This is a genomic window from Bradyrhizobium sp. USDA 4516 (genome assembly GCF_054055915.1).
This window is the reverse complement of sequence record NZ_JBSRXT010000001.1, coordinates 3,821,487-3,848,277: the sequence shown is the minus strand read 5'-3', so window position 1 is coordinate 3,848,277 and position 26,791 is coordinate 3,821,487. Positions and strand designations below refer to the sequence as shown.

The 26,791-nt window shown below is 64.4% G+C and carries 33 protein-coding genes, 1 pseudogene and 1 riboswitch; of the genes and pseudogenes, 11 read left to right on the top strand and 23 right to left on the bottom strand.

What is annotated here, in order from left to right; all coding sequences use genetic code 11:
* Positions 1–142: 142 nt before the first annotated feature.
* Entirely contained in the window at positions 143–1,390 is a 1,248-nt protein-coding gene (locus ACVI1L_RS17780; RefSeq protein WP_456783379.1) for an MFS transporter, read from the top strand.
* Between the two features lie 206 nt (positions 1,391–1,596).
* Entirely contained in the window at positions 1,597–3,759 is a 2,163-nt protein-coding gene (locus tag ACVI1L_RS17775) for a malate synthase G (RefSeq protein ID WP_456783378.1), read from the top strand.
* Positions 3,760–4,156: 397 nt separating this feature from the next.
* Here ACVI1L_RS17775 and ACVI1L_RS17770 read toward each other — a convergent pair whose 3' ends face one another.
* The 3 genes from ACVI1L_RS17770 to ACVI1L_RS17760 all read right to left on the bottom strand — a co-directional run bounded on the left by ACVI1L_RS17770 (position 4,157) and on the right by ACVI1L_RS17760 (position 5,897).
* Positions 4,157–4,312: a Thivi_2564 family membrane protein gene (locus tag ACVI1L_RS17770; RefSeq protein ID WP_085970696.1), complete on the bottom strand. Its 156-nt coding sequence runs from the start codon at positions 4,310–4,312 to the stop codon at positions 4,157–4,159.
* A gap of 112 nt (positions 4,313–4,424) precedes the next feature.
* Positions 4,425–5,054: a DUF2865 domain-containing protein gene (locus tag ACVI1L_RS17765; protein WP_057016146.1), complete on the bottom strand. Its 630-nt coding sequence runs from the start codon at positions 5,052–5,054 to the stop codon at positions 4,425–4,427.
* A 27-nt stretch (positions 5,055–5,081) separates the two neighbouring features.
* The gene (locus tag ACVI1L_RS17760) at positions 5,082–5,897 is read right to left on the bottom strand and encodes a L,D-transpeptidase (RefSeq protein WP_456783377.1); all 816 of its coding nucleotides are present in this window, start codon (positions 5,895–5,897) and stop codon (positions 5,082–5,084) included.
* Positions 5,898–6,124: 227 nt separating this feature from the next.
* On the opposite strand from ACVI1L_RS17760, the gene ACVI1L_RS17755 reads away from it, so the two are divergent.
* Positions 6,125–7,237 (top strand): AI-2E family transporter, encoded by a 1,113-nt coding sequence (locus ACVI1L_RS17755; RefSeq protein ID WP_456783376.1) that lies wholly within the window; start codon positions 6,125–6,127, stop codon positions 7,235–7,237.
* An 84-nt stretch (positions 7,238–7,321) separates the two neighbouring features.
* On the opposite strand, the gene ACVI1L_RS17750 is transcribed toward ACVI1L_RS17755, so the two are convergent.
* Entirely contained in the window at positions 7,322–7,522 is a 201-nt protein-coding gene (locus ACVI1L_RS17750; RefSeq protein ID WP_141342503.1) for a hypothetical protein, read from the bottom strand.
* Here ACVI1L_RS17750 and ACVI1L_RS17745 point away from each other — a divergent pair.
* Both ACVI1L_RS17745 and ACVI1L_RS17740 read left to right on the top strand, forming a co-directional pair.
* Positions 7,512–7,883: a DUF883 family protein gene (locus ACVI1L_RS17745; protein WP_016842979.1), complete on the top strand. Its 372-nt coding sequence runs from the start codon at positions 7,512–7,514 to the stop codon at positions 7,881–7,883. The two genes, ACVI1L_RS17750 and ACVI1L_RS17745, sit on opposite strands and share 11 nt — an antisense overlap.
* 166 nt (positions 7,884–8,049) lie before the next feature.
* Entirely contained in the window at positions 8,050–8,490 is a 441-nt protein-coding gene (locus ACVI1L_RS17740) for a hypothetical protein (RefSeq protein WP_456783375.1), read from the top strand.
* Positions 8,491–8,597: 107 nt separating this feature from the next.
* Here the strand turns inward: ACVI1L_RS17740 and ACVI1L_RS17735 are convergent, their stop codons facing one another.
* The 6 genes from ACVI1L_RS17735 to ACVI1L_RS17710 all read right to left on the bottom strand — a co-directional run bounded on the left by ACVI1L_RS17735 (position 8,598) and on the right by ACVI1L_RS17710 (position 11,945).
* A complete protein-coding gene (locus ACVI1L_RS17735) occupies positions 8,598–8,990 on the bottom strand; it encodes a hypothetical protein (protein ID WP_076824921.1) in 393 nt (130 codons plus the stop codon).
* Between the two features lie 348 nt (positions 8,991–9,338).
* Entirely contained in the window at positions 9,339–9,512 is a 174-nt protein-coding gene (locus ACVI1L_RS17730; RefSeq protein WP_168857994.1) for a hypothetical protein, read from the bottom strand.
* A gap of 136 nt (positions 9,513–9,648) precedes the next feature.
* Positions 9,649–9,831: a hypothetical protein gene (locus tag ACVI1L_RS17725; protein WP_057016142.1), complete on the bottom strand. Its 183-nt coding sequence runs from the start codon at positions 9,829–9,831 to the stop codon at positions 9,649–9,651.
* Positions 9,832–9,914: 83 nt separating this feature from the next.
* Positions 9,915–10,841 (bottom strand): DMT family transporter, encoded by a 927-nt coding sequence (locus tag ACVI1L_RS17720; RefSeq protein ID WP_168857995.1) that lies wholly within the window; start codon positions 10,839–10,841, stop codon positions 9,915–9,917.
* Positions 10,842–10,884: 43 nt separating this feature from the next.
* Positions 10,885–11,565 (bottom strand): transglutaminase-like domain-containing protein, encoded by a 681-nt coding sequence (locus ACVI1L_RS17715; protein WP_456783374.1) that lies wholly within the window; start codon positions 11,563–11,565, stop codon positions 10,885–10,887.
* A 158-nt stretch (positions 11,566–11,723) separates the two neighbouring features.
* Positions 11,724–11,945, bottom strand: a complete 222-nt coding sequence (locus tag ACVI1L_RS17710; RefSeq protein ID WP_456783373.1) for a hypothetical protein — start codon at positions 11,943–11,945, stop codon at positions 11,724–11,726.
* Between the two features lie 207 nt (positions 11,946–12,152).
* Between ACVI1L_RS17710 and ACVI1L_RS17705 the strand changes: the two genes are divergently transcribed.
* Positions 12,153–12,407, top strand: a complete 255-nt coding sequence (locus ACVI1L_RS17705) for a hypothetical protein (protein ID WP_057016138.1) — start codon at positions 12,153–12,155, stop codon at positions 12,405–12,407.
* Here the strand turns inward: ACVI1L_RS17705 and crcB are convergent.
* From crcB to ACVI1L_RS17685, 4 genes are all read right to left on the bottom strand, one after another.
* Entirely contained in the window at positions 12,404–12,790 is a 387-nt protein-coding gene (gene crcB, locus ACVI1L_RS17700) for a fluoride efflux transporter CrcB (RefSeq protein ID WP_456783372.1), read from the bottom strand. The two genes, ACVI1L_RS17705 and crcB, sit on opposite strands and share 4 nt — an antisense overlap.
* On the bottom strand, positions 12,787–12,960 hold the full coding sequence (locus tag ACVI1L_RS17695; protein WP_156436118.1) for a hypothetical protein: 174 nt from the start codon (positions 12,958–12,960) through the stop codon (positions 12,787–12,789). Before ACVI1L_RS17695 ends, crcB begins: the two co-directional genes overlap by 4 nt.
* A gap of 68 nt (positions 12,961–13,028) precedes the next feature.
* Positions 13,029–13,089, bottom strand: a riboswitch (Fluoride riboswitch).
* 62 nt (positions 13,090–13,151) lie between these two features.
* Positions 13,152–13,274 (bottom strand): hypothetical protein, encoded by a 123-nt coding sequence (locus ACVI1L_RS17690; RefSeq protein ID WP_256521238.1) that lies wholly within the window; start codon positions 13,272–13,274, stop codon positions 13,152–13,154.
* A gap of 37 nt (positions 13,275–13,311) precedes the next feature.
* Positions 13,312–13,488 carry a hypothetical protein gene (locus ACVI1L_RS17685; protein ID WP_194295308.1) on the bottom strand — a complete coding sequence of 59 codons (177 nt, stop codon included), beginning with the start codon at positions 13,486–13,488 and terminating at the stop codon, positions 13,312–13,314.
* A 178-nt stretch (positions 13,489–13,666) separates the two neighbouring features.
* On the opposite strand from ACVI1L_RS17685, the gene ACVI1L_RS17680 reads away from it, so the two are divergent.
* On the top strand, positions 13,667–13,918 hold the full coding sequence (locus tag ACVI1L_RS17680) for a hypothetical protein (RefSeq protein WP_057016136.1): 252 nt from the start codon (positions 13,667–13,669) through the stop codon (positions 13,916–13,918).
* A 26-nt stretch (positions 13,919–13,944) separates the two neighbouring features.
* On the opposite strand, the gene ACVI1L_RS17675 is transcribed toward ACVI1L_RS17680, so the two are convergent.
* From ACVI1L_RS17675 to ACVI1L_RS17665, 3 genes and pseudogenes are all read right to left on the bottom strand, one after another.
* A complete protein-coding gene (locus tag ACVI1L_RS17675) occupies positions 13,945–14,085 on the bottom strand; it encodes a hypothetical protein (protein WP_155258615.1) in 141 nt (46 codons plus the stop codon).
* Positions 14,086–14,142: 57 nt separating this feature from the next.
* Positions 14,143–14,313, bottom strand: a pseudogene (locus ACVI1L_RS17670) (EamA family transporter); the annotation flags it as partial.
* A 157-nt stretch (positions 14,314–14,470) separates the two neighbouring features.
* Entirely contained in the window at positions 14,471–15,193 is a 723-nt protein-coding gene (locus ACVI1L_RS17665; protein WP_229191703.1) for a TetR/AcrR family transcriptional regulator, read from the bottom strand.
* Positions 15,194–15,308: 115 nt separating this feature from the next.
* Between ACVI1L_RS17665 and ACVI1L_RS17660 the strand changes: the two genes are divergently transcribed.
* Positions 15,309–16,520, top strand: coding sequence for a cytochrome P450 (locus tag ACVI1L_RS17660; protein ID WP_456783371.1), 1,212 nt, complete (start codon positions 15,309–15,311; stop codon positions 16,518–16,520).
* An 81-nt stretch (positions 16,521–16,601) separates the two neighbouring features.
* Here ACVI1L_RS17660 and ACVI1L_RS17655 read toward each other — a convergent pair whose 3' ends face one another.
* Entirely contained in the window at positions 16,602–17,414 is an 813-nt protein-coding gene (locus tag ACVI1L_RS17655) for a response regulator (protein WP_057016134.1), read from the bottom strand.
* Positions 17,415–17,684: 270 nt separating this feature from the next.
* Between ACVI1L_RS17655 and ACVI1L_RS17650 the strand changes: the two genes are divergently transcribed.
* Both ACVI1L_RS17650 and ACVI1L_RS17645 read left to right on the top strand, forming a co-directional pair.
* Positions 17,685–17,888, top strand: a complete 204-nt coding sequence (locus ACVI1L_RS17650) for a NepR family anti-sigma factor (protein WP_018269610.1) — start codon at positions 17,685–17,687, stop codon at positions 17,886–17,888.
* Positions 17,888–18,436, top strand: a complete 549-nt coding sequence (locus ACVI1L_RS17645) for a sigma-70 family RNA polymerase sigma factor (protein ID WP_016847265.1) — start codon at positions 17,888–17,890, stop codon at positions 18,434–18,436. Before ACVI1L_RS17650 ends, ACVI1L_RS17645 begins: the two co-directional genes overlap by 1 nt.
* A gap of 85 nt (positions 18,437–18,521) precedes the next feature.
* Here the strand turns inward: ACVI1L_RS17645 and ACVI1L_RS17640 are convergent, their stop codons facing one another.
* On the bottom strand, positions 18,522–21,428 hold the full coding sequence (locus ACVI1L_RS17640) for an EAL domain-containing protein (RefSeq protein WP_456783370.1): 2,907 nt from the start codon (positions 21,426–21,428) through the stop codon (positions 18,522–18,524).
* Between the two features lie 217 nt (positions 21,429–21,645).
* Here ACVI1L_RS17640 and ACVI1L_RS17635 point away from each other — a divergent pair, with 217 nt between their 5' ends.
* Complete coding sequence (locus tag ACVI1L_RS17635; RefSeq protein WP_076824951.1) at positions 21,646–22,011, top strand: methylamine utilization protein; 366 nt, start codon at positions 21,646–21,648, stop codon at positions 22,009–22,011.
* A gap of 20 nt (positions 22,012–22,031) precedes the next feature.
* On the opposite strand, the gene ACVI1L_RS17630 is transcribed toward ACVI1L_RS17635, so the two are convergent.
* The 4 genes from ACVI1L_RS17630 to ACVI1L_RS17615 all read right to left on the bottom strand — a co-directional run bounded on the left by ACVI1L_RS17630 (position 22,032) and on the right by ACVI1L_RS17615 (position 26,648).
* On the bottom strand, positions 22,032–23,015 hold the full coding sequence (locus ACVI1L_RS17630; RefSeq protein ID WP_057016179.1) for a hypothetical protein: 984 nt from the start codon (positions 23,013–23,015) through the stop codon (positions 22,032–22,034).
* 504 nt (positions 23,016–23,519) lie between these two features.
* Positions 23,520–24,548, bottom strand: coding sequence for a cytochrome-c peroxidase (locus ACVI1L_RS17625; protein ID WP_057016131.1), 1,029 nt, complete (start codon positions 24,546–24,548; stop codon positions 23,520–23,522).
* A gap of 179 nt (positions 24,549–24,727) precedes the next feature.
* Entirely contained in the window at positions 24,728–26,389 is a 1,662-nt protein-coding gene (locus tag ACVI1L_RS17620; RefSeq protein WP_456783369.1) for a CHASE domain-containing protein, read from the bottom strand.
* Between the two features lie 4 nt (positions 26,390–26,393).
* The gene (locus ACVI1L_RS17615; protein WP_316395951.1) at positions 26,394–26,648 is read right to left on the bottom strand and encodes a hypothetical protein; all 255 of its coding nucleotides are present in this window, start codon (positions 26,646–26,648) and stop codon (positions 26,394–26,396) included.
* Positions 26,649–26,791 lie beyond the last annotated feature (143 nt).

The window sequence follows — 26,791 nt, the reverse complement described above, 5'->3', positions numbered from 1 at the left end:
CACCAGATCGACGGCGGCGTCGGTCGTATCGGCGGCGGGCGATCTGGACGAACGATCAAACATTAGAGTGTTTATGGCATAGATCGTCCAAAACCTCCAGCCTATGTCTGCGGCGGTGCAACATAGATGGAAGGTTCGGCCAATGGATCAAGAAGTGGACCCCGCTCTGGCGCACGCCGATGCCGTTGCGCTGATGCCGGGCGACGCCGCGCTCAAGGTTGGTGACAAGCCGGCCTCACCGGAAAGGCCCGCCTGGGGCGCCGTCGCGGCCATGATGCTGGGCGTCACCGCACTTCTGACGGCCGAGTTCCTGCCGTCCGGTCTGTTGACGCCGATGGCGCGCGATCTCGGTGTGAGTCCGGGCCTCGCCGGTCAGGCCGTGACCGCGACCTCGCTGGCCGGGCTGGTCGGAGCATTGTTCACGCCGACACTGACGCGCAGGTTCAACCGAAAGCCGGTGCTGCTCAGCTTTTCGATTCTCCTGGTGATCTCCAATCTGCTGGTGGCGCTGGCGCCGAGCATCACGTTCCTGCTGGCGGCGCGGATCGTGCTCGGCCTTGCCATCGGCGGGTTTTGGGCGATGGCGGCAGCGACGACGATCAGGCTGGTACCGCCGTCGCTGGTTGCCCGGGCCTTGTCGATCGTGATGAGCGGCATTCCCGCCGCGATGATCATTGCCGTTCCGCTCGGCAGCTATCTCGGCGAGGTGGCGAGCTGGCGCTCCGTGTTCCTGCTCGCGACGGCATTGGGCGCAGCAGTATTCGTCATCCAGGCACTCGCTCTGCCGCGTTTGGCCCCAAGGGGAGAAGCCGGGCTCGACACCCTGATCGACATCCTGACACGGCCGGGGATCGGCGCCGGCATCTTGGCGGCAACGTTGGTCTTCACCGGACACTTCGGCTATTTCGGCTATATCCGTCCATTCCTCGAGAGCGTGACCGGGCTGGGCGCCGCCGGAGTTGCGGCGACCTTGCTTGCCTTCGGCGTCGCCAATTACCTCGGCTCGTTCGCGAGCGGGCTGGTGGCCGAGCGCAAACTCAAGCTCACGCTGATCGCGATGCCGCTGGCGATCAGCGTGATCGGTCTGTTGCTCTCGGTCTTTGGCAAGGACGTCATTCCGGCTCTGGTGCTGGTCGCACTCTGGGGATTTGCCTTCAGCGGCGTACCGGTCGCGACCACGACCTGGATCACCCGCATGGTGCCCGACGAGACCGAGAGCGGGACCGGACTGACCGTGGCCTCGATCTTCCTCGGCATCACCATGGGCGCGGCCGGCGGCGGGCTGGTGCTTGATCTGATGGGCGCAGCCGCTGTGTTCGTAGCGGGCGCAATTCCCCTGGTGCTCGCTGCATTGCTGATCGCCAGCAAGGTACGCACCGGGGCGCCCTGACGGGATTTCCGGGAGCGGACCCCTGGCGTTTGGAAAATTCAGGGTGGCCGCCCGCGTGACGATGCAGCGTGGGGCCGGAAAGGGGGCCTTCTCAGAACCGGGACTTTAGGGCTAAAAGGGCCGTGAACGCGGCCCTTTGGCGCGTTTTTTGCTGATTTCTCTCGAAAACAGCTCCTAAACGCCCCATTTCTTTGAGAAAGCCCATCATGACTCGTGTCGATGCCCATGGATTGAAGATCGCCCCTGTCCTGTTCGATTTCATCGCCAAGGAGGCGACGCCGAAAACCGGGATCGCCCCGGATGCGTTCTGGGCCGGACTTGCCGCCATCATCCAGAAGCTCGGACCGAAGAACCGCGAGTTGCTCGCGGTCCGCGACACGCTGCAGGCCAAGATCGACGACTGGCATCGCGCCAACAGGGGCAAGGCGTTCGACATCAACGCCTACACCGCGTTCCTCAAGGACATCGGCTACCTGCTGCCCGAGCCCGCGACCCACAAGGTCGAGACATCAAATGTCGATGAGGAAATCGGCAAGATCTGCGGCCCGCAGCTGGTGGTGCCGCTCACCAACGCCCGCTACGCGCTGAACGCCGCCAACGCGCGCTGGGGTTCGCTGTACGACGCGTTCTACGGCACCGACGCGATCCCGCACGATCCGAGCGAAGCTGGCCGTGGTTACAACAAGGCCCGCGGCGACAAGGTGATCGCGAAGGCGAAGGCGTTCCTCGACGCCGCCGTGCCGCTTGCGACCGGAAGCCACACCGACGTCACCTCCTACGCCGTGATCGCGGGCCAGCTCTCGGTCAAGCTGAAGAGCGGCAACTCGACCGCGCTGAAGAATGCCGCCCAGTTCGCCGGCTATCAGGGCGACGCCGCCCAGCCTTCCGCGATCCTGCTCGTCAACAACGGCATGCATGTCGAGGTCAAGATCGACCGCAACAACGTGATCGGCAAGGATGACCCGGCCGGCGTCGCCGACATGATCCTGGAATCGGCGGTCTCCACCATTCTCGACATGGAAGACTCGGTCGCTGCCGTCGACGCCGAGGACAAGGTGCTGGTCTATCGCAACACGCTCGGCCTGATGAACGGCACGTTGTCGGCCGATTTCGAGAAGGGCGGCAAGACGCTGACCCGCTCGCTCAATGCCGACCGCGTCTACAAGAGGCCCGACGGCAGCGAGCTGAAGCTGCACGGCCGCAGCCTGCTCCTGATGCGCAATGTTGGCCACCACATGTTCACCGACGCCGTGCTCGACGCCAAGGGTGAGGAAATCCCGGAAGGCATCCTGGATGCCGCGGTCGCCGGCCTGCTCGCGATCCACGACCTCAAGGGCAATTCCAAAGTCAAGAACAGCCGCACCGGCTCGGCCTATATCGTCAAGCCGAAGATGCACGGCCCCGACGAGGTGACGCTGACCTGCGACCTGTTCGCCGAGGTCGAGAAGATGCTCGGCCTGCCGGAGAACACGCTGAAGGTCGGCATCATGGACGAGGAGCGCCGCACCACGGTCAACCTCAAGGCCTGCATCCAGCGCGCCTCCAAGCGCATCATGTTCATCAACACCGGCTTCCTCGACCGTACCGGCGACGAGATCCACACCTCGATGGAAGCGGGTCCGATGATCCGCAAGAACGACATGAAGGCGCAGCCGTGGATCAAGGCCTATGAGGACTGGAACGTCGACAACGGCCTGATCGACGGCCTGCCCGGCCATGCCCAGATCGGCAAGGGCATGTGGGCCGCCCCCGACAAGATGGCCGACATGCTGGTGCAGAAGATCGGCCATCCGCAGGCCGGTGCCACCACCGCCTGGGTGCCGTCGCCGACCGCGGCCACGCTGCACGCGCTGCACTATCACCAGGTCAATGTGATCGCCCGCCAGCAGGAGCTCGCCAAGGGTGGGCCGCGTGCCAAGCTCTCCGACATCCTCACCATTCCGGTGTCGCAGTCGAACTGGGCGCCCGACGACGTGAAGCAGGAGATCGACAACAACTGCCAGGGCATCCTGGGCTACGTCGTGCGCTGGATCGACCAGGGCGTCGGCTGCTCCAAGGTGCCCGACATCCACGATGTCGGCCTGATGGAGGACCGCGCCACGCTGCGCATCTCGAGCCAGCACCTCGCGAACTGGCTGCATCAGGGCGTCATCACCAGGGACCAGGTGATGGAGTCGCTGAAGCGCATGGCCGTCGTCGTCGACAAGCAGAACGCCGGCGATTCGCTCTACAAGCCGATGGCGCCCGCGTTCGATGGCACCGCCTTCAAGGCCGCCTGCGACCTGATCTTCGAGGGCCGCACGCAGCCGAACGGCTACACCGAATACATCCTCACCGCGCGCCGCCGCGAGGCCAAGGCCGCGGGCTGATCTGCAAGCGATCGCAACGACAAGCAAAAGCCCCGGCGATAAGCCGGGGCTTTTTTGTTGGCGCCGCAAGTAACGCCGGGAAGAGCCGGACGCGATCACCTGCCGTCGCAAGGGCGCACTGCCAAATTATCGAAAACAACCCCATGCAAAGGTGCCGGCGGATACGGCGACTTGACTCGTCGGGCAAATCAGCTCTACATTTCCATTATCCCGAAATCGTGCAGACGCCCTCGCCGTGTCACCCCCCGCTCATGCATGCGCGGGTGACGACACCGAGAAGCTGTTTGACAACTTGAATCACGACCGCCGCCATTGTCGTCCTTGCCTAGTGCGCAATTGCGCACCAGGCAGGGACGACGATGAGGATGGTTGCGCTTCGCTCCTCGCAATGACGGATCTAGAACACCGCCAGATACTTCAGCAGCGAGATGATGCCGATGATGATGACGACGGCGCGCGCGATCTGCTTGGCGCGGCCGTCGAGCGGCAGCATGTTGATGAGATAAAGAACGAGAATAACGACAAGGAAGGTGACGAGTACGCCGACGAGCATGCGGAGCCCCCTGATGGCATCGGTGAATGTGCTGTTCGCCCTTTGCTAACGTGCAGGAGGCAGGCCGGTTCCGCGCCAGGAACCGAAGGCGGCCGCCCGCATGTGATCGACGCTACTCGCGCGCCACCACCGCCGGCCGGCCATATTTGGCGCGGATGCGATCCGGCGCCGGCGTGAAGTTGAGCTGCGCGCCGCGCCGGTCCGGACGGCTCACCGACATCAGCCCGTCCTTGCCGGCGACGATGTCGCCCTTGCGCAAGGTCGGATCGTCCTCGATTTTCACCGCGGCGAGGCCGACAGAGTCCTTGCCGTTGCAGGTGCAGCCCGAGACCAGCTCGTCGCGATAGCGGAACGCGTTCGGCAGCTCGGAATACGGCTTGCCGTCTTCCGTCGCGGCGTTGTCGATATTGCCGCCATAGACCACTTCGGTCGCGCTCGCCGGACAGAAGCTGTTGCAGCTTTCCGCCTTGCTCTGGTTGCCGGTCGACGCAAGCGGGAAATAGCGGCCATCGCAGGTCCGCACGCAATAGGCCTGGCCGACGTCATAGCGTGGACGGCGCTCGACCCGCGGCATCATAGGCGGGCCATCGTCGAACGGCATCCGAATCATCGGCGGGCGGCCATGCATGAAGCCGCCGAACAGTTGCGAGAAGAAATCCTGGGCTTGCGCCGCAGGCGCAAGGGACAGGCCAAGCACTGCCGCGGTCCCGAACGCCCACCGCCTGGAGTATCGCGTCACCATCACCGGCCCTCAGTACAACATCGATCGTCAGTACAACGAGGAAGCCGTCGGGATGTTCATCGCCTGACGCCCGGACGGCAGCGTCGCCGCCGCGGGGCGCGGCCGCGCCGCGGCCGGCCGGACCGGGATCTGCGTCGTGGTCGGGCCGATCTCGCGCGCGGCGAGGTGCGGCGCGTTCTTCGGCAGCACCACGACCCTGGTGCCGACATCGACCCGGCTGAACAGGTCGGAAACGTCTTCATTGGTCAGGCGGATACAGCCGGACGAGACGAACTTGCCGATCGTCGAGGGATCGTTGGTGCCGTGGATGCGGTATTCGCTCGAGCCGAGATACATCGCGCGCGCACCGAGCGGGTTGCCCGGGCCGCCGGCCATGAAGCGCGGCAGATAGGGCTGGCGCCTGATCATCTCGGCGGGCGGATGCCAGTCCGGCCATTCGGCCTTGCGGCTGATGGTCTGTGTGCCGGCCCAGGTGAAGCCGTCGCGGCCGACGCCGACGCCGTAGCGGATCGCCCGGCCGCCGCCGAGCACGTAATAGAGTGCGGTGTTGCCGGTATCGATGATGATGGTGCCGGGCGCCTCAGTCGTGTTGAGCGCGACGGTGGTCCGGCGCAGCCGCTCCGGCAGCGCGCCGTCCTCGCCGGCACTCGAGGGGTCGTTCATCACCTCGTCGGCGGGAAATGCGCCCGACTGCGTCGACGCATAGCCGAGCGCGGAAGAACGGACCTGGGCGCTGGCCGACGTGGCGACAACAAACGGCGTCGCAAACAGGACGCTGGCGAAGGCAAAGGTGCGCGCGGCGCGCGACGCAAGCCGGCGGCTGGAAACAGACTGCTGTGTCATGTGCTGCCCCTGGACGGGATGCGCATCGTGGTGATGCGATGCTGGGCCAACGCGCATGGCCGCGAGTCGGTTCCGCCGCGAGTCGTCGCGAAGCCGCGATTGTCAACCCGTCACGTCTCACGAACGCGCGACGGAACTTTCCGAGGAGCGGCCCGTTGTCATCGCGCCATTCGACGCGCGGGGCGACCACGCGGCGGGTTTGTTCGTCCTCACGCGGGAGGAGTTCGGTGCGCGCCTTTCCAAGTGAAGACCTGCTTGGCAAAGCGCCCGAAGGCACGCCAGTCCCCGACAGCAAGATCGAACTGCCGCCGGTTGTCAGCCGCGCCGAGGCCGTCGCTTTCGCATTGATGGCCCTGCTGGTTATTGTCATTGTCGCGGTGCTCTATTTCGCACGCGCCTTCTTCCTCCCGATTACCATGGCCTTCATCGTCGGCACCATGCTGTCGCCGGCGGCGAGCATGCTCGAGCGCTATCGGATTCCGCGCGCGCTCGGCGCGGTCGTCATCGTGATCGCGGTCGGCGCCGCCGTCAGCTTCATGGTCGGGCTGATTGCCTCGCCGGTGATGGAGTGGAGCTCGCGGCCGCCCGAGCTCGGCGCGATCCTGAAGGAGAAGCTGCACGTGTTCGACCGGCCGCTCGCGCTGTGGCAGGAATTGCAGACCATGGTCGGCGGCTCCGATACGCTGGCCACGCTCCAGCTGCCGAAATTCGAATGGGTGCAGCCGACGCTGGAATTCCTGTCGCCGACCTTCGCCGAATTCCTGCTGTTCATCGCGACCCTGATCCTGTTCATCGCAAGCTGGAAGGATCTGCGCCGCGCACTGGTGATGGCATTCAGCGAACGCACGGCGCGGCTGCGTACGCTGCGCATCCTCAACGAGGTCGAGACCCATCTCGGCAATTATCTTCTGATGGTGACCATGATCAATGTCGGCGTGGGCATCGTCACCGGCGCGATCTGCGCAGCAACGGGCATGCCAAATCCGGCTGGGCTCGGTGCGCTCGCCGCCACGCTGAACTTCGTTCCGATCATCGGGCCGATCGCGATGTTTGTCGTGCTGGTCGCGGTCGGCATCATCGCCTCGCCGACCATCGGCGCCGGGCTGATCGCGCCGGCCTGCTTTACCGTCGTGACCTTCATGGAAGGACATTTCGTCACGCCGACGATCGTCGGCCGCAGACTGTCGCTGAACGCGCTCGCAGTCTTCCTGGCGCTGGCGTTCTGGACCTGGCTATGGGGCCCGATGGGCGCCTTCCTGTCGTCGCCGCTCCTGATCGTGGCACTGATCGTCAAGGAGCATTTGATGCCGGTCAATTCGCCGCAGCTGCCGGAGGACTAGTGTCCCGAATCCGAAGTTCGCATCATTTGCCGTACCTTCGGAGCGAACTTCGGATTCGATAAGGACACTAGCAAACTTATGATTCTAGTGTGCTTTATGAATGCGAAGTTCGTGAAAGTGGCTGGCGCGAAATCGCACGAACTTCGCATTCAGCACACTAGCAAGGCGTTCTCGAGCGAAGCCGGCACCGTTTGAAAGCCCGGTTTCACGGCTGGAACCATGCACCGCGCGGCGCGTTTTTGCTCCAGCACGCAAGTTCTCCGGGAGCTTTTCGATGTCGAGCACGGACAGCGCATTTGGGATCAAGAACATGACGGACAAAGCGACCTACGAACGCCTTGAAAAGGATGTCACCGCCGTGAAGAACGATATCGCCGCCCTCACCGAACAGATCACCGACGCGCTGAACTCGTTTGCCAACAACGCGGGCAAGCAGGCCCGCCGCCGCTACAAGGATGCGCGCGCCAGTGCGGAAGATACGCTCGACGACATGTCGGAGCGCGGCAGCGCGATGATGGGCGCGGCGCAGGATGCCGCATCCTCGATCGAGGAATCACTGGAAGATATGATCACGCAGCGGCCGCTGGCGACGGTCGGCCTTGCGCTCGGTCTCGGCTTCCTGATCGGCGTCACCTGGCGCCGCTAGACAACCTGCGGTCTCCGGGGGATGAGCCCCATGGTGGCGATCCCGCGGAAACCACCCCTCTGGATGCGATGGCGGCGCTGGCGCGCCGCCGCCGCGTTTGTCGACGCGCTCTTCAGGGCAAGGCTCAAGGCAAGGTTCAGGGCAAGATTCAGGGCAGGGCTGGTCGATGCTTCAGCGGCTGATCAATGACGTCAAGGATTCCACCGGCAACGCGCTGCGGCTGACGTCGCTGGCCGCGGCCGCCGCGATCGCGCTGTTCATCACCATCGGCTTTCTGTGCGCGGCCGCCTTCGTCTACGTGCTGCAGCACTACGGACCGGTAGAAGCGTGCCTCGCCGGCGCCGCGCTGTTCCTTGTCGTCACGCTGATCGTCGCCAGCGTCTACATCGTGCGCAAGCGCGAGATGCGCCGCCGCGCCGAGAAGGCGGCAAAGGCCGCCGCGGCCAATGTGTTTGCCGATCCGGTGGTGGTCGCCACCGGCCTGCAGATCGTGCGGGCCATCGGGGCGAAGCGGCTGATCCCGATCCTGGCGATCGGCGGCCTCGCGCTTGGCCTGATGGCAAGCCGCAGCGCTGCCAGCAGCGGCGAGGCGGAGGAGGAGGAATAGCCTGCGTTGCCCGGTAAGGTGCAAACCGCAACCAACGATGTCATCGCCCGGTCAAGTGTTCAGCCCGGGCGATGACTCCGTCGACATTAGACGACTGTGCGCCCTTTTCAGGTCACGCAGCGGCCGGGCTGCAGCAGCTTGGCCACTTCGGTCAGCACGCTGACCACGGGCTCGCAGGCCACCTTGCGGGTGTCGCCGGGCCGTGCCCGAGCCGGCACCGCGGGGCGATGGCGCGCCTCTTCCTTGGCCACGGGGACGCGGACCAGCACCGACGTATCGGGAAGCCGCTCGACCTTCAGCGCAACGGTCCGGCTCGGCAGGCCGATGACCGGAACCGTGGAACGGTCGGTCTTGGCGGCGCGATTGACGGCGCTCTCCGGCGCCAGTGCGGTGGTGACCTGCTGGCGGCCGATGAGATCGTGGCCAGATGCCAGCTGGACGGCGCCAAGCGTCAGCCCAGCCGCCAGCGCAGCGAAAATTCCCATCTGAATCTTTGACATGGTGATGTCCCTCGCCCCATGGAAATTCGCTCGACGATCCCTTGGCGATCCCGGACACAACGCGAACGAAACCCGCGGGGTTCTCGCGTCCGGCCATCACTTAACCGTGTACGAAAATATTTTCGCTTGTGCGGAACGACTCAGGGGGTCTGCGAGTCTTTGGAAGAGCCGGTTATTCCCCCTGCCCCATTGACCGGCGACGTAGGGCGCGACCGTGGTGATGCCGGTCGCGCCCTGCTCTTTTCTGTGCCGCAAACGATGCGTCAGCCGGCCTGTCGCTCACCGGTCGCAATCGAACAATCTGAAACCAATGGCCCGGTCCTCCCACTCGCGAGGGGACCGTCCGCGTCAGGCATTGTCGTTCGATGGCATGTCCTGGGATCGAACAACCGTCACTTCACGGCAGGACGGGCAACGACCGACGTGAAACTTGATTCCGGTTGTCTGGTCGTCGACGAGCATCAATTCGCTCAAGGGCTCACCGCATTTGCAGGTGACCGTTTTCTGATCGGCAAAGTACATCTGACGTCCTCCATAAGCCTGGAGATTTCTCGTCTTCGGGGCGAGCTTGTTTGCGCCGTGCTCGCCCCCTCGCTTCCGCTCCTTCTCGGTCGATCAGATCCGGGCCATCCGGATTGGTGGGTGTGACTCCAAGCGCTTATTTCGAAGCGGATTTCGTCTTCCGTAACTCCGCGGCTTCGCGCGCCTGCCGTTCGGCCTTGAGGCGCTGGAAGTTGTCGTAGAACGCCTTCTCGTTGGCGCGATGCTCCTTCATCGCCTGCGATGCATCTTGCTGACGCTGCGCATCACGGTCCTTGCGCTGCTGGGGAGTAAGATTCATGCGACCTCCGACTAAGCTCTTGAATCAACGCTGGATTCAACGCATGAGGCCGGAAAAGGTTGCACCTTGGGAAGGAACTGGATCTATTTGCGCAGGCTCGCCCAGACGCCGCCGAGGATCAAAAGGCCGCCGACCAGATGGATCGGCTTCGGCGGCTCGCCGAGGATGATCCAGGACAGCAGCGCGCTCGCGATCGGTGCGACGTAGAGCACCAGCGAGCTCCGCACCGAGCCGAATCTCGCGCCGAGCCAGGCGAAGCCGGCATAGGCGATCAGGCCGGGCACGAGGCCGGCGAAGACATAGGCCTCGAACGCCCGGGTGTTGAACACCTCCGCGGGCGTCGCCCACATCTCCTGGAGCGCCGGCGGCAGCGAGCACAGCGCGCCGGCCGCCGAGAACAGGCTGACCCGAGCCAGCAGCGAGGCGCGCGGCGCGACGCGCGACTGCAGCAGCGTGTAGCCGGACCAGCCGAGCATCGCGCACACCACCAGGAGATCGCCCCAGGCCGCGCTCGATTGCGTCAGCGTTTCCAGATGACCGCCCGAGACGATCAGGAGCGCGCCGCCAAGCGCCAGCGCCGTGCCGAGCCATTGCAGCGGACCAATATGCTCGATGCCGAGCGCCGCCGAGATCAGCAGCACCATGATCGGCGACAGCGCGAAGATCAGCGCGATGTGGATCGCCGTGGTCGTGATGCCGGCGATGTAGACCGGGCCGCCGCACAGGAACATGCCGAGGAAGCCGGCGGCGAAGATCGGCCAGAGGTTCTGCGCCAGCGGGATCTTGCCGTCGCGGATCGCTGCGATCGCAAACGGCGCGAGGCCGATGGCGATGATGCTCCAGCGGAAGAAGGCCAGCGAAAACGGCGGCACCGAGCCGGCAAGCCCGCGCGCCAGAACCTGGTTGGAGGCCTGCCCGACCGCGACCAGGATGAAGCCGGTCAGCGCGACCGCGTCCTCCCAGCCTTTGGCGGGGCGGCTGACCTGCGCTTTCGGCAGCTCCGCATCCATGACACCGCCCCCTCAACCGGCGCGCGATCGGCTCACACGTCCGCTACTGCTCGGCCGCCTCGCGCTCCATGTCGCGGCCGGCGAGATCCTCGCCCTGCATGTCGGCGTATTCGCGCGCCATCTCGCGCATCAGGAATTTGGCGGGGACGTCGTGATAGCTGCCGTGGTCGTTGACATACTGCATGTAGGCGCGCCCTTCACCGTCGAAGGGATGCAGCAGTGCGTCGGCGTGGCCGTCGAAATCGAGCGGCTTGACGCCGAGCTTGGCGCACAGCGTGTCGTTGAAGGTCGGGGTCGCCTTGCGCCAGGCGCCGTCGACGAACACTTCGGTGAAGCCGTGCCAGGTGAACAGGTCCGAGCCCATGCTCTGGCGCAGCTTCTCGGTGGTGAGATGGTTGCGCACATCGGCGAAGCCGACACGCGCCGGGATGCCGCGGACCCGGCAGGCCGCGGCATAGAGCGCCGCCTTGCCGACGCAATAGCCGTTGCCGGCGGCGAGCACGCTGGAGGCCCGGTAGCTCTCGGGCGAGCGCATGCTGACATAGGGGTTGTAGCGGATGCCGTCGCGCACCGCGGTGTAGAGCCGGCGCGCCTTGTCGCGCGCGTTGGCGTCGGACGGAACGGCGGCGCGGGCGAACGCCTCGACGGCGGGATGGTCGCTGTCGACATATTCGCCAGGGTCGGTGTAGAGGCGGCTGATCGTTTCCGGGAGATGCTCGGTCATGGCGCAAGCTTAGCAAGCCATGTGGGCAGTTCAATGCAGCACGTGCAGCCCGTCCCGCAGCCCTGCCCCGCTCCGATTGAATCGAAACGGGGGCCTGGATTCAGTTTTGACACGCGTTTTCTTCACGCGAACCGGTGCCCACGTCGCTCGAAAACACGCTAGTTCTTGAAGTGTTCGTCCAACTGCGGCGGCGGGTAGCTGCGCCGCCTCGCCTTGAAATATTCACGCGTGAAATGGATGCCGATCCCGATCAGAAACGGCGGCGCAAGCGCGGCGGCGATCATCAGCGCGGTGATCGACTTCGGCGTCAGAATGTCCAGCACCATCGACGCCAGCAGCCACAGCGTGGCAGCAATCACCGCGACGTCGACGTGCTTCATTCCCCGGTCTTTCCTTTGGTTCCTGGCTGCCATCCGGGTTCCATCCTACCGGCTGGTCCCGGACGCGCCAAGGATTCCGGGCGGCGGACGGTACCTCCCGCCCTTCACTTTCATGTTTGGAACGGCGCTTGCGCCGGCCACGTTGGTGCAGAAGTCCTGGATCCAGGATCAAATCTTGATCCGGATCCGCCGAGCACGGAGGCCGCGATGGGCAACTCCAGTGACATCCACAGCGGCGTCGACCATCCCGCCAGCCGGAACGGCGTCAACGATCCCGTCGACGGCGTCGATGTGAAGCGAACCTTCAACGACAACCAGACGCCGCACGAACGTGCGCAATGGGCCGCCGATGTGCGCGCCGACGCCACGCCGAAGCGCGGCGAGCCGTTCCTGCCCGAAGCGCTGCGACGGCCGCCGACCGCACCGCTCAATCCACGCACCGGCCGCCGCGCGACTGACTAGGCTGTGAACGCCCGCACCAGCAGCAGGCCGCCGAACAGCGCGAGAATCGAAAGCGCAACGGAGGCTGCCATGTAGGCGCCGGCCAACCATAGCTCGCCGCGCTGCATCAGCACGATCGCATCGAGCGAGAAGGTCGAGAAGGTGGTGAAGCCGCCGCAAATGCCGACGGTGAGAAACACCCGCATCGCCTGGCTGGCATTCCAGCTCAGCGCGAACGCCTCCGCGAAGGCGCCGATCAGGAATGAACCCACGATGTTGATCACCAGCGTGCCCCAGGGAAATTCCGTACCGACAAGGCGCCCCGCGCCGATCGCCACCAGATAGCGCGCGACCGATCCCAGCGAACCGCCGATCGCGACCGCCGCCAACAACTGAACGTTCAATGCTCCACCTTTCCGGCTCGCCATTCGACGAAGCCCGCCACCAACCCAAGCACGAAGGTCGCCGCGACCAGCTCGCCCGGCGCGCCGACCAGCAGGGCGACGACACCGACGAGCCAGATCGACCCGACCAGCGACAATGCGATTGAGAGTGAACCAGGAAGACCCGCCATGCGCTGTCCCTTCTCATTCGCGGGACACGGCGGGTCGGCGGTGGCGCATGCTCCTACCGACGCTGTCGCGCCCGGTAGGAGTCATCAGCCTTGCGGCGGTTATCGGGGAACTCCATCCCCATCAACATGGGAATGGTAGGCGGGCGGAGCGGCGGGAGCAAGTGGGCCGTTCCGCCGTTTCGCTTCTCGGCTCAGCCGGCCGTCGACAGCATCGCGTTCAATTCGACGGCTGTCCGCAGTTGCTCGATGCGCGCGACGATCTGCTCGCGTTCGGCACCGCGCGGCAATTGCGCGAGCCGGCTTTCAAGTCGCACGCGGTGTTCCTCGAGGCGCTGCTCGAATGTGTGGGGTTCAGATCGCTTCCGCTTTTGAATCGTCCTCTGCATTATCGACCTTTGGCGGTTGAAGACCGGGGCTGTTGGCCCAGCGGTCCAGTTGCTCGATGACTTTCGCGTGGCTCGGACGCCGCGGTTTCGGGGCTTCCGGCTCCTCGGATAGCTTGCGGGGAAGCTTGACGTGGTTGGTCATGGCATCTCTCCAGCAGCATAACGAGATGGGTGGTCGGACCGTTCCTTTATTTTTATCTAAACTATTGATTTCATTTGGAAAATTTACTCAATCAACGTTTTTAACTCAACCGATGGAACCCCACGCGAGTTTGGCGGTTTAGCAAATCACTCAACAAGCTAAGTTTGGGTGTTTTGCGATGAATGAGCTTCGCGCCGAACGGCTTCAGGTCATGCTGTCGCCAGAGGAGTTGGCAGCCCTCGACGATTTCCGCTTCAAGCACCGCATGCCGACCCGCGCCGCGGCGGTCCGCGAGTTGCTCAAGCTCGGTCTGGCCGGCGGTGGCACCGATGGGGCGGCAGGAGTGAAATCGAGCGATTACGGGGTATTCAACCGGGGGCCGGATGGACATATCCAGAGCGATGCCCCGCTAGAGGCGGAAGAGGATTGACGGCGCGTTGGCGCAGACGTGGCGGTTCAGCCTGCGGCGAACAGGTCGACAATCGCCTTCAGGATGCACACCACGAGGGCCGACGTGAACATCGCCGTGCCGAGATCTGCGAGATAAAGCAGTTGCGCCCTCTGCTCCGCATCAAGCCGCGCGATCGCCTTGCGCATGGCCAAGCTCCCTTTTCGGGAGAACGCGATGCACCGATGTCCGTTCCCTCGCCTGCATCAGGCTCGCTGCAGCGCCAGCGTCACGCCGCCGAGCGTCAGTGCCATGGCGCCGATCTCGCGCAGGCCCAGCGGCTCACCGAGAATGATCGCGGCCGACACCACGCCGATGACCGGCACCAGCAGCATGCCCGTTGACGCCGATGTCGGCGGCAGGCGACGCAGCGTCTCAGCCGAACGCCGTCACACCACTAGGCAGAGAAAGCCCACCGTTCGATCGCGCTGCGTCGTATCCATGGGCGGCGCTTAGCAGGCGAACGCACGGGATTCCACATCGCTTCGCGTATGAGGGGCGTGTAGCGTATGCGGGGACGCGCGGCACGCTCCGTCAGGCGAAGGTGCCGATCGTGATCCGCGGCCAGCCGTCGTTTTTCCGAGCGGCGGCAAGCCTGGCCGTCCAGGCATCGATCAGGCTTGCGATGAGCAGGCGGCCGGTGCCGCGCATGTCGGGCAGTTTCATGGTCGGGGTGCCGAGCGTGAGCGCGACCACGCCGTGGGTCGCCGCCAGCAGCGCGGTCGCGAGCCGCTGCGGCAGGCCAGGCGCCGGCTCGGCGCCATGTGCCGCCAGAAATTCCCGCACCGAGATCACGAACAATTCGTAGCTGCGGCGCGCGATCTCGGTCTCGCCGAAATAGACGCCGTCGGGAAAACGGCGGTCCTCGGTCGTACCGGACATCGAGAACAGTGAGCGGAAGTGATCGGGATTGTCGGCCCAGTAATCGAGATAGGTTTCCATCACGCGCCGCAGCCGCAGATCGCTGTCGGCCGTCTCCGCGCGGACCCGCTCGAGGCGTTCGGCGACCGCCTCGAGATTCTGCTGCTTCACCGCGAGCAGCAGCAGCAGCTTGGTCGGGTAATATTTGAGAACGGTGCCCTTCGAGTAGCCGATCGCGTCGGCGATCTTCTGGATCGATACGGTCTCGAGCGTGCCGGCGGCGAACTCCTTGCGCGCGGTCTTAAGGATCAGCGCCTTCAGCGCCTCCTTGTCGGCCTCCTGGCGCGCCCTGCGCTGAAAGCGCCGTGCGTCTTTGGCTCGCTCCACGATCGACATCCCCATCTGCCTCGCGCCTCCATGCCGCGCACCCGCCCCGATGGCAACCCCGCCCTTGCAATATGCAAGTTAATTGACTATGGTCAATTAACTCATGACAAGACGGGAGGATCCGATGAGCAGCCAAGCGAGCTCCCTTGCAGGCGAAATGGCCCGCAGCGATTTCGATCCGTTCAGCGCGGCGACGCGGGCCGATCCCTACGGCACCTATGCGGAGCTGCGTGCCGCGGCGCCGGTCATCCGCCTGACCAGATATGACATCTGGGCGGTGCCGCGCTTTGCCGAGGTCAAGACGATCTTCGGAGACCATGTCAATTTCAGCAACGCCGGCGGCGCGGGACTTGCGAACCACTTCAAGGAGAAGCCGTGGCGGCCGCCGAGCATCGTGCTGGAAGCCGATCCGCCGCTGCACACCCGAACCCGCGCGGTGCTGGCGCGGATCCTCTCGCCCGGTGCGATGCGGCGGCTTGCAGATGATTTCAAGTCAACGGCGACGCGGCTGATCGACGGGCTGGTCGAGCGCGGATCGTTTGACGCCATCAAGGACATCGCGGAGGTGTTTCCGGTCAGCGTGTTTCCCGACGCGCTCGGCATCGACCAGGAGGGCCGCGAGAACTTCCTGACCTATGGCGCGATGGTGTTCGCCGGCTTCGGGCCCGAGAACGACTATTTTCGCGATTTGATGCAGCAGGCGCCCCGCGTGCTGCCCTGGGTCGCGGCGCGCTGCCAGCGCGAGGCGCTGCGCCCGGGCAGCTTTGGCGCGCAGGTCTATGAAGCGGCCGACGCCGGCGAGATCAGCGCGGAGGAAGCACCATTGCTGGTGCGCTCGCTGCTCTCGGCCGGGCTCGACACCACGATCAGCGCGATCGGCATGGCGCTGTACACGCTTGCGCGCCATCCCGAGCAATGGTCGCTGGTTGCAGCCGATCCGTCGTTGTCGCGCGCGGCATTCGACGAGACGCTGCGCTTCGATTCACCGGCGCCGTTCGTGTTCCGCACCACGCCGCATGACACCGAGATCGCAGGCGTCAAGATCGGCAAGCACGAGAAGGTGCTGCTGCTGCTCGCCTCCGCCAACCGCGACGAAACGCGCTGGGAGCATGCCGACCAATTCGACGTCAGACGGCGGCTCTCCGGACACATGGGCTTCGGCGTCGGCATCCACGGCTGTGTCGGGCAGATGGTGGCGCGGCTGGAAGCCGAGGCCGTGATCGCAGCGCTCGCCAGCCGCGTCAAGCAGCTCGAGATTGCAGGCCCCACAGCCTTCCGCGACAGCTCGGGCCTGCGGGCACTCAGCACAATGCCGGTCCGCGTGACGCCGAAGTAACGTCGCTATCGAAGGCTCAAAAAAAGCCGGCGTACCTTTCGGCACGCCGGTCTGGATTTTGCTCCCTTGCGTAAATTCAGATCATGCCGATGCCGCGCGCGGCGTGCGGTTGCGCGAGTTGCGCTGGAAGAACAGCGCCTGGCTCGCCACCGCCGACACCATCGCCGGCTGGAACGGCTTTGAGATCAGGAATGCCGGCTCCGGCCGCTCGCCGGTCAGGAAGCGCTCGGGATAGGCGGTGATGAACACCACCGGCACCTCGAAGGTCCGCAGCAACTCGTTCACGGCATCGAGGCCCGACGAGCCATCGGCGAGCTGGATATCGGCGAGGATCAGGCCGGGCTTCTTGTTCTTGGCGAGCGCCACGGCGTCGGAATGCGTGCGGGCAACGCCGATGACGTTGTGACCGAGATTCTTCACCAGGCTCTCGAGGTCCATGGCGATGAAGGTCTCGTCCTCAATGATCAGGACGTCGGTGGCGATCTCGGCGGCCATCTCGCGGCCGGCGGCATCGGTGAGCTTGCGCGTCTCGGCGATATCGGTGCCGAGAATGTAGCCGACCTCCTCCTCCGAGAAGCCCTCAAGCGACAGCAGCAGGAAGGCCTGGCGAGGCAGCGGCGTGATGTTGGACAGCCGACGCTCCGGCGGCAGCGACAGCGTCGCCACGTCGGCATTTTCGTTGTTGTTCACCGACACCGAATTCCAGATCTGGGTGAACAGCCGAAACAGGCCGGCGCGCGGCCCGTGGGTCTGATCCAGCAACGATCCATCCTGCAACAGGGCCTCGAGCATGGCCCCGACATAGGCGTCCCCCGACGCCTGATTTCCGGTCAGTGCGCGAGCGTAACGGCGCAACAGCGGAAGGTGTTCGGCAACGATCTGCGATCGGGACATTCCCACTCCATCCTTGTTCGTGAGGCCTGGCGGCCTGAAACCCGTTGTCTGGGGGCGGCAGAATCCAGTTCTGGGACGACCCCGGTTCCCCTGCATCGCCGACTACGCGCGAAAGCCGAAAAAGTTCCACGAAATAGTTCCAGCATTCCGGAACTTTCTGCGCAACTTTGCATTAGCTCCTAACCGACGAGGCAACGCGGCCAGCCTCTTTTTTCGAGGAAACGACTTGGAAATCAGAGACTTAACTCCCGGGGAAGCGTGGATCACATCATGAAGGAAGTAAAGAAGCAGGGCGGTCTCAACGCCGAGATTCAATCGAGAATCGGCCACCAGCTTCGCGCCATGTACGATGACGTGGTGCGACAGGGCGTACCCGACCGCTTTGCGGAGCTGATCCGCAAACTCGACGGGCCGGAGGCTGCGGCGGCGGCCGTCGCCGGGGGCGATACCGACAAGAACAATGGAGGGGACTAATGCCTCTCACGAATGAACTTCGCGACGATATCCTTGCGTCGGTCCCGAGCCTGCGCGCGTTCGCGATCTCGCTGTCCGGTAATGGTGACCGCGCCGACGATCTGGTGCAGGAGACCCTGCTGCGCGCGATCGCCAACATCGACTCGTTCCAGCCCGGCTCGAACCTCCCCGCGTGGCTGTTCACCATCCTGCGCAACCTGTTTCGCTCCGACTACCGGAAGCGGCGGCGCGAGGTCGAGGATGCCGAGGGCAATTATGCCAAGACGCTGAAGAGCCAGCCTTCGCAGGCGGCGCATCTGGAATTCGAGGAATTCCGCGCCGCGCTTGAAAAGCTGCCGCAGGACCAGCGCGAGGCGCTGATTTTGGTCGGCGCGTCCGGCTTCTCCTACGAGGATGCCGCGGCAATCTGCGGCTGCGCGGTCGGCACCATCAAGAGCCGCGTCAACCGCGCGCGATCGAAGCTCTCCGCGCTGCTCTATGTCGACAGCGCCGAGGATTTCGGCCCCGACAACACCGTGCGCGCCGTGATCGGCGGCAATGGCGGCTAAGCGCGACCACGGCGATAAATGAGAAAAGGCGGCCCGCGGGCCGCCTTTTTTCATGTTGGCCTGCAAGGCCACGCTCAGCGCGCCGTCAGCTGGCCATCGCCTTGACGGACGCCGGCTTGAAGCCGTTTCTCAATTCGAGGATCTTGGCTGCGATTTCGGTCACCGGGACCGGGTGACTGAATAGGAAGCCCTGCGCCTCGTTGCAGCCTTCGGCCCGCATATGATCCAGCTGCTCGACGGTCTCGATGCCCTCCGCGATCGTGGTCATGCCCAGGCTTCTGCCGAGGCTGATGACGGCGCGGACGATCGACTTCGATCCATGCGTCGCGGTCGCATCGCGCACGAAGGATTTGTCGATCTTGAGCTTGTCGAACGGGAAGCTGCGCAGATAGCTCAGCGACGAATAGCCGGTGCCGAAATCATCCAGCGCGATGCGCACTCCCTGCGCCTTCAGCTTGTGCAGCGTTGCGAGCGTCTCGTTGCTGTTCGCTAGGAACACGGACTCGGTGATTTCGAGCTCCAGCCGGCGCGGCGACAATTTTGACGTCGCGAGCGCGCCGACGACGACGTCGGTGAAGTCGGCATCGCGAAACTGGACCGCGGATACGTTGACCGCGAGCTTCATCTCGCTGGGCCAGGTCGTCGCCTGTTCGCAGGCGCGATTGAGCACCCATTCTCCCAGCGGGCCGATCAGGCCGATCTCTTCCGCGATCGGGATGAACTGGTCCGGCGGCACCAGCCCGCGCTTGGGGTGATGCCAGCGCAGCAGCGCCTCGAAGCCGCAGATGCGGTCGAGATGGAGATCGTAGAGCGGCTGGTAGAACAACGAGAACTCGTCCTTGACCATCGCCTCGCGAAGGTCGAGCTCGATCGCCCGACGCCGCTGCAAGCTGGCGTCCATCGCAGGCTCGAAGAAGCGCCAGGTGCCGCGGCCTTCCATCTTGGCGCGGTACAAGGCGACGTCGGCGTTCTTCAGCAGCTTCTCGCCGGTGGTGCCGTCGCCCGGCGACATCGAGATGCCGACGCTGCATCCGACGACGACGCGATGCCCGTTCAGCTCGTACGGCGCACCCACGCATTCCACGATGCGGCGCGCGAGGCGTTCGGCCTCGTCGCCGCCCTGGACGCCACACTGGATGACCGCGAACTCGTCGCCGCCCAAACGCGCGACGGTGTCGACCTCGCGGACGCAGGCGTTGAGCCGGTCCGCGACCGCGCACAGCAGTTCGTCGCCGACCGGATGCCCGAGCGTGTCGTTGACCTGCTTGAAATTATCGAGATCGAGGCAGAACACCGCGAAGCCGAGCCCGCGGCCGACCTGCGCAACCGCCAGCTCGATCCGCTCGGCCAACAACGTCCGGTTCGGCAGCTTGGTCAGGGCATCGTGCCGGGCCATGAACGCGATCTGCGATTCCGCCCGTTGCTGTTCGGTGACGTCCTCGCAGGTGACGAGCCAGCCGCCATCGGATGTCGGCCGTTGCGCGATCGCAATGATCCGTCCATCGCTGAGATGCTGCAGATAATTGCCGTCGTGCAGGGCCATCGAGCGCTCGCGCTCCGCCAGCAGGTCGGTGACGGTCCGCTCGCCGTGATTGCCCGCGGCGATGCTCAGGTCGAGCACCTCCTCCATGGTCATTCCGGGAACGACAAGCTCCGGCGAGATATCGAAGATCTCGCAGAACCGGCGGTTGGCGACTTGCAGCCGCGCCTCGCTGTTATAGAGGCACAATCCTTGCGACATGTGCGTGAGCGCCGCGTCGAGCCGCAGATTGGTTTCATGCAGCTCGGCCTTCTGCTGCTTCAGCGCGGAGATGTCGCTGTAGACGAGGACGACGCCGCCCTCCTGCGTCTCGCTGCGGCTGACGCGCAGCCAGCGTCCATCCGCAAGCTGCGCCTCGCTCGCAAAGCCATCGATGTCACCGTCGGCAGGCGCCAGCCTGGCGGCATCGAGCGGATTCGACTGCAGGAGCTGCGGCGAGAGACGGATGAATTCACTCGCGCGCGAGTTGGCCAGCGCGACCTGGCCATCCGCGTCGAGCAGCACGACGCCCTCACGCGACGTTTCGAGCGCATCGGAAAGCCGTGCCTGCGCCGAGCGGCGTTGCGATACTTCTTGATTGACCATCCGCCGAATGTTGTCGCGCATCGTTTCCATTGCGGTCAGAAGCGTGCCAAGCTCGTCGGTCCCGCCCTTGGGGATGGTCGCGTCGAGGTCGCCGCCGGCGATGCTTCGCGCGGCCCGCGATGCGATCGCGACCGGCCCGATAATGCGGCGCGCCAGCAGCCACGAAAACAGCGCCGACAGAAACAGCGCGACGGTCAGCCCGGCCACGTTGAGCTGCAGGTCCCGCTTGATCGTCGAGAGCGCCTTTTGCCTGAACAGGAAGCCATCGCCGGCCGTATAATTGACGAGCAGCTCGACCTGCTGACTGACAATCTTGGAGTAGCGATCGACATCGCCGACCGTCGCACCCGGTGCGCTCGGATCGGCCGCCGCGCTGCCCTCCGTGGACGATCCGATCGCGCGCCGGTGCAGCGCCATCCAGGCGTCGGCGGCTTCCTGAACCTTAGCGGCGGCTTGCGCAGCGCGCGAGGATTGCGACCGATCGGCAGCAATCGCCAGGTCTTCCGAGAGCGTCTTCGCGAGCTTTTCAATCTGGCCATCGAGATTGGCGCGAATCTCCGGATCCGTGGTCAGCAGGCGTTGCGACGAGGCGACCCGCATCGCGGCGAAATCCGCACCGGCCGCGCGTGCATAGTTGATCGACATCAGGGATTCGTCGAACGTCTTGGCCACCAGATCGCCGGCATGGCGGATGCCGAGGATGGAGTACCCGCCGAGGGCGACCGCAACGGCGCTCATCGCAAGGCAAAAAATCAGAATCTGGCTGCGGATCGAACCCTTGGTCAGGGCAAGACGCGAAAGGCGGACGGTTGCGAACCGAAAGGCCGCACCGCTCTTTACCTTGAGGTTGCCAAATAGGCTGTCCATGCCCGCGTTTCGCCGTAGTGCTCGATACTCAAGCTACGCAGAAACGCGCAGCACTGCGGAAAATAACTGTCTGCTCAAAATTGCTTTAGTAGTGACTGGAACTCATGCTGAAATCGTTAAGATCAGCTGGCGATAATCACCCTTACAGGTGATCCGGGAGCCACATTTGCAGCCCGGGATAGCCGATATTTGGCGTTCGAGGTTCAGCGGGGGTCTCATGCAGTCAGGCTTGTTGCGCGCCTTGCGCCTGGGCCAGTTCGGCCGCCTGCCGTTTGCGGCGGCGATCGTCACTGGAGCGCTTATTGGAGCAGCTTTGGGCGCAGCCCCTTATGTCATTTCGCAGAAGGATCGTGAATTCAAACCCGCGCAGATCTCGATCAAGCGGGGTGAGGTTTTACGGTTCGTTAACGATGACGGCGAACTGCTGCATCACGCTTATTTGAGCACTGATACGTTCAGTTTCGACTCGGGTGACCAGCAGCCGGGCAGCAAGTTCGACGTCACCTTCTCGGTGCCCGGCGACTACACCGTGCTGTGCGGCATTCACCCGAAGATGAAGCTTGCCGTCCACGTCGCCAAATAGCCGCCCCAGGCGGCGGCGATCTACAGGACCGACGTCTTGAAGATCGCGGCGTGGCCGAAATAATAGACAAACAAGGTCACCGACAGCGCGGCACAGAGCGCGACCGGGGCGAGCCACGGCGCACGACGGTCGCGCGACAACACCTTGTTGTCGGCGACAATCGCTAGCAGGACAGCGATGATTGCCGAGTGTCCGATCGTGTCGATCTTGCCGAATTCGAAGCACGCGCTGATGAACATCCCCGTCAGCACGGTTGCGGCGCAGCGCCGGATCAGCGGCGTCCAGATCAAGGCAAAGGCAAGCGTGAATTCCACCATGCCGGCGGCGCGCATGTAGAACTCGTTGTCGAAGCCCAGCGTCATCGCGGAATGCTCGATCAGCAGCGGGAAGCTCCACTCCGGATAGGCCCATTTTTCGACCGAGGCCCACATCAACGTCACCGCGGCGGCGTAGCGCATCACGTCGATCGGCCGGATTCCGAACAGATCCTTGTTCAGCCCAACCAGCGCAAAATAGGCGGCAACACCGAGAAAGATCGGGTAATCGGCGAGGTGAAAGACACCGTAGTCGCGCACACCGATCCCGAACAGGACCACCATCCCCGCCGCCGACAGCGGCAGCGTGCGTCGTGACAGCATCCCGGCAGCGATCGCAAGCTGCAGGGCGCCGACATACGGCGACGTCGTCTTCAACTCGGGCGTCAACAGGATGCCGCCCACGGCCCAGATCGAGATGAAGAAGAACCCGCACACGGCGCGCATCATCAATTCGGTGCGCAGCCGCAGCCCCTCGGTGACGCGGTCCATCACCCGGATCGTGGCGTCACCCAGCGAGGTGGGCTCGATCAGGCAACCCGCAAACAGCCAGAAGATGGCGACACCGAGCAGCAGTTCGAAATCCAGGCAAAGGACATTCTCGAGTCCGCGGGGCTGGCCGGCGACATCGTAGGCACAAAACCATTTGACATGTGCCTCGGCACTGCGCGCGGCGACGACACAAAACAGAACCGCTGCAAGGCACGTGGCGAAAAAGGAGCGCACCGCCGAGACGGTATCTCGCGCCCATCCACTAAACATTGAACCAACCGCCCACACACTTAAGGACTTGTTTAACTTATATCAAATTTTAAGCTTTGCGCCTGCCGGGACATCCCGTGGTTGCATTGTGGTTAATCGTGGCGGGCGAGCCCCCGGCCTGTCCCTTAGTGCAGTCTTTACAGCCGGTTGCCTCAAATTTTAGCTAATTCCGGCACGGGAGCTCAATTCAACTGTCGTAGTGAAATCCGGACAAATCGGATCGGGAGGCCGGTACAGTGTTCGGAGCGTTGAGCGTCGCAAGTATCGGGGTGGGGTCGGCCCTCGCCTATGTGACAAGATCGTCCGCTGCGCGCACAGCGACCCTCGAGACCTGCGCGGGCGCATTCGTGATCGTGGGGCTCGGCCTCCTGGGCGCGGCGCTGCCGCACCTGTCCTGAAACGAACCTCGTTCTGAACCGCGTTGAGCCGAGGTCAGCGCGGCAGTTTGGGGACGCCTGCCACCGGCGGGGCCGTCGCGGTCAGGGTTTGCAGGAAGGCGATGAGGTCGTTCTTCTCGTCTGCCGTCAGGGACAGCGGCTTGATGTCGGGCGATCGGCTCGGCCGATCGATCCCACCCTTGTTGTAAAGCTCGATGACATCTTCCAGCGTGGCCACCGATCCGTCGTGCATATAGGGCGCGCGGCGCGCGACGTCGCGCAATGTCGGCGTCTTGAACGCATATTTCAGCTTCGCCGAGGTCGGAAAGAAACGGCCGCGCCCGATGTCATGGCCCTTGGCGGTGCCGATATCCTGGAAGGATCCGTCGGAAAACGACGGGCCGCTGTGGCAAGCCGAGCAACGTGCCTTGCCGTTGAAAAGCTCAAAGCCGTGCTGGGCTGATTTGCTGATGGCGGTGTCGTCGCCCTTGATCCAACGGTCGAACGGAGCCTCGCCTGCGACGATGGAGCGCTCGAAGGTCGCCAATGACGCCTCGATCCTCGGCCGCGTGATCGCGCCGTCTCCGAATGCGTGGGCGAAGGCATCGACATAGCCGGGGATCGCCGAAAGTCGCGCAATCAATTCCGGCTCGGTCATGTTCAGGTTCGCCGGACTGAGGATCGGCCCGAACGCAACGGATTCCAGATCCCTGAACTTACCGTCCCATCCCAGCGGCTCGAAGAAGGCCACATCGATCAATGTCGGCGAGCGGATCGGCAGGCCCTTGGGATCCTCACCGATGGCGCGCGGAAGGCCATCGGCCCATGAAAGGGATGGCCTGTGGCAACTCGCGCAGGAGTGTGTCTTTGACCTCGACAGCAGCGGATCGAAGAACAGCAGTTGCCCAAGCGCGGATTTCGCCTCCGAATAGGGATTGCTGCTCGGGAACGGAACGACGTCCGGCCTCCGATAGCTGGCACGGATTGTCGCAGGGTCGCCGGGCGGCGCTGCCGGAGTCAAGGCAAGCGACAGCCCTACCGGCAAAACTGCCGCGAGCAAGGTCAGGCTGACCCAAAGCCTCATCGGGGTCCTCAGACGGTATCCTGCTCGGTATATGCCCAAGCATGTTCAACGAAGTTTTAACAATCGGTTGCGGTCTATTACTGATAGTGGGCATTGGTCACGATGACGCCGGCGCATGCTTGCGCGCGTGATTTCGATCAATCCGCGCGTCGATCCGATCACACAACCTGAGGCAGCCGCTACTTCTTCACCGGGCGCAGCGGCGCGGAGAACTGCTCGGTGCGGTCGCGCTCGGTCATGTCGACGACGGTGTCCATCGGCGCGGTCAGTTCATAGACATAGGAGACGTCGGTGAAATAGCGCTTCGCGGTGCCGCCGAGCGCCTCGGGCGCGACGCGGTCGAGCAGGATCAGGCCGAAATCACTGTCGGCTCGCCGCGTCGCCTGGCTGGTGTTGAACTCTTCCCAGCGGAAATGAAAGACCGAGTCCGCATCCTCGCCGACGACCTCCCAATTGGCGACGATGTGCGGGTGCTTGCCGACCAGCGACAGCCCTTCGTCGGAATGCGAGGCGAGCTCGAAGAACAGCAGCGACAGCGATTGGGCGGCGCGGGCGCTGACCGTGATGTCGGGACCGTTCACCGCGATCCGGTCGGCATGCGGGATCGCGCGCGATTCGAACAGGCCCTTCAGCTTGACGCCCTGCCACTGGCTCTCGCTGAGCAGCGTGACGACGTTCGACATCGCGTGGATGCGCCCGATCAAGAGCTCGCGCGCGACATCGATATCGGCGCCGTGCCGCAGCGTGCGGGTCACGATCGACTGGATCACCGCGAGGATGTTCTTGACGCGATGGTTGAGCTCGTCGATCACGGCGGTCAACCGGCGCTCGAATCCGATGCGGACCTCGATCTCGCGGCTGAGGCGCAAATTGTTATAGGCGACATAGCCGAACAGGCCGCAGACGATGCCGGTCAGCGCGAGGCCGATCGCCGCGACGATGGTCGCGGTCTGCTGCGCACGCACCGTGGCGTTGCTCTTGGCGTAATAGTCGAGCGACCAGTCACGGCCGCCGAACGTCACCGTGCGCACCATCGACGGCAGCGGGCCGTCCTGGCGCACCGCGCGCGAGGTGACGATGCCCTGCTCGTTGGCGGTGAACTCGTCGTTGGAGTCGCGCGGATCCTTCAACGCCACCGCGAATAGCGAGCTGTCATCGTTGGTCAGCATCAGCGACGACAGCTCATAGGAGAAGGTGATGAAGCCGGCCGGCTCGGACGCGCCCTCCTGGAACACCGGCGCGGCGAGCACGACCCCGACCGGGCCGTTCTGCCGCAACAGCGGCACCGGATCGGAGGCTACCGGCTTGGCGTTGGCCATCGCCTGCGCCAGCATCGGGCCCACCACCGAGTGGCGGTCGAAGGCGCGGCCCGGAATGCTCAAGGTCTCCGGATTGCGCGGCTCGACGTCCATCAGCACGTTGATCGGCTTGTCGAGCGCCTTGAGGTCGAGCGCCTGGTCGTCGAAATCCCGGATCGTCGGATTGGTGAAGCCGTTGGCCTTCAGCTCGGCCTCCGCCGCGGCGAGCTCGTCCGGCTTGAGCCGCGCGATCCAGGCGGCGACGACGAAATCGGTCTTGAAGGCGTAGATCGCCGAGCGCAGCGGCTGCAGCATGTTGGCCTTCACCATCGACGGCGCCCGGAACAGTCCGGAGGCGACCCGCGCCAGCAGCTCGCGCTCGGTCAGGCGGTCCTGCACCAGGCTGGCATGGACGTCGATCGCCCGCGCCAGCGCGATGCCGTCGATCGCGAGCTCCTGATCGTGCACCCGATAGGCGGCAAGACCGGAGAGCAGAACTCCGATCAGCGCAATCAAGGCAACGATGAAGCCCAGTCGAACCACACGCTTACTCGGCAATCAGGGGGTGGCGAAAGGGGACGGAAGTCATCTGGCTTCTGCAAGGGCGGCGACAAATCAGGATGCGATGAAGGCCCGCCGCAAAGGAATATGGAATAGCGATCATCGGTCCGCAACAGGAGCCGGTCGGCAGCATTAACGACGACGCCACCCGGCGGTCTTTGGCGGCGCCAAAGGTTGCTAATCGGCAAAGTTGGAAATTGTTCCGGCGATTGCGCAGCTTTTTTGCGGCGGCCAGCGACATCCAGCCAAGTGCCTCACCGTCATCCTGCAGCGCGTCTCGAAGGATGAACGGCCCACCGGTGGCCGTTCATCCTTCGAGGCTCGCTCTGCTCGCGCCTCCAGCGATAAAGGCGAAGCCTTTGCGCGGGGATGACGGGATAAGGG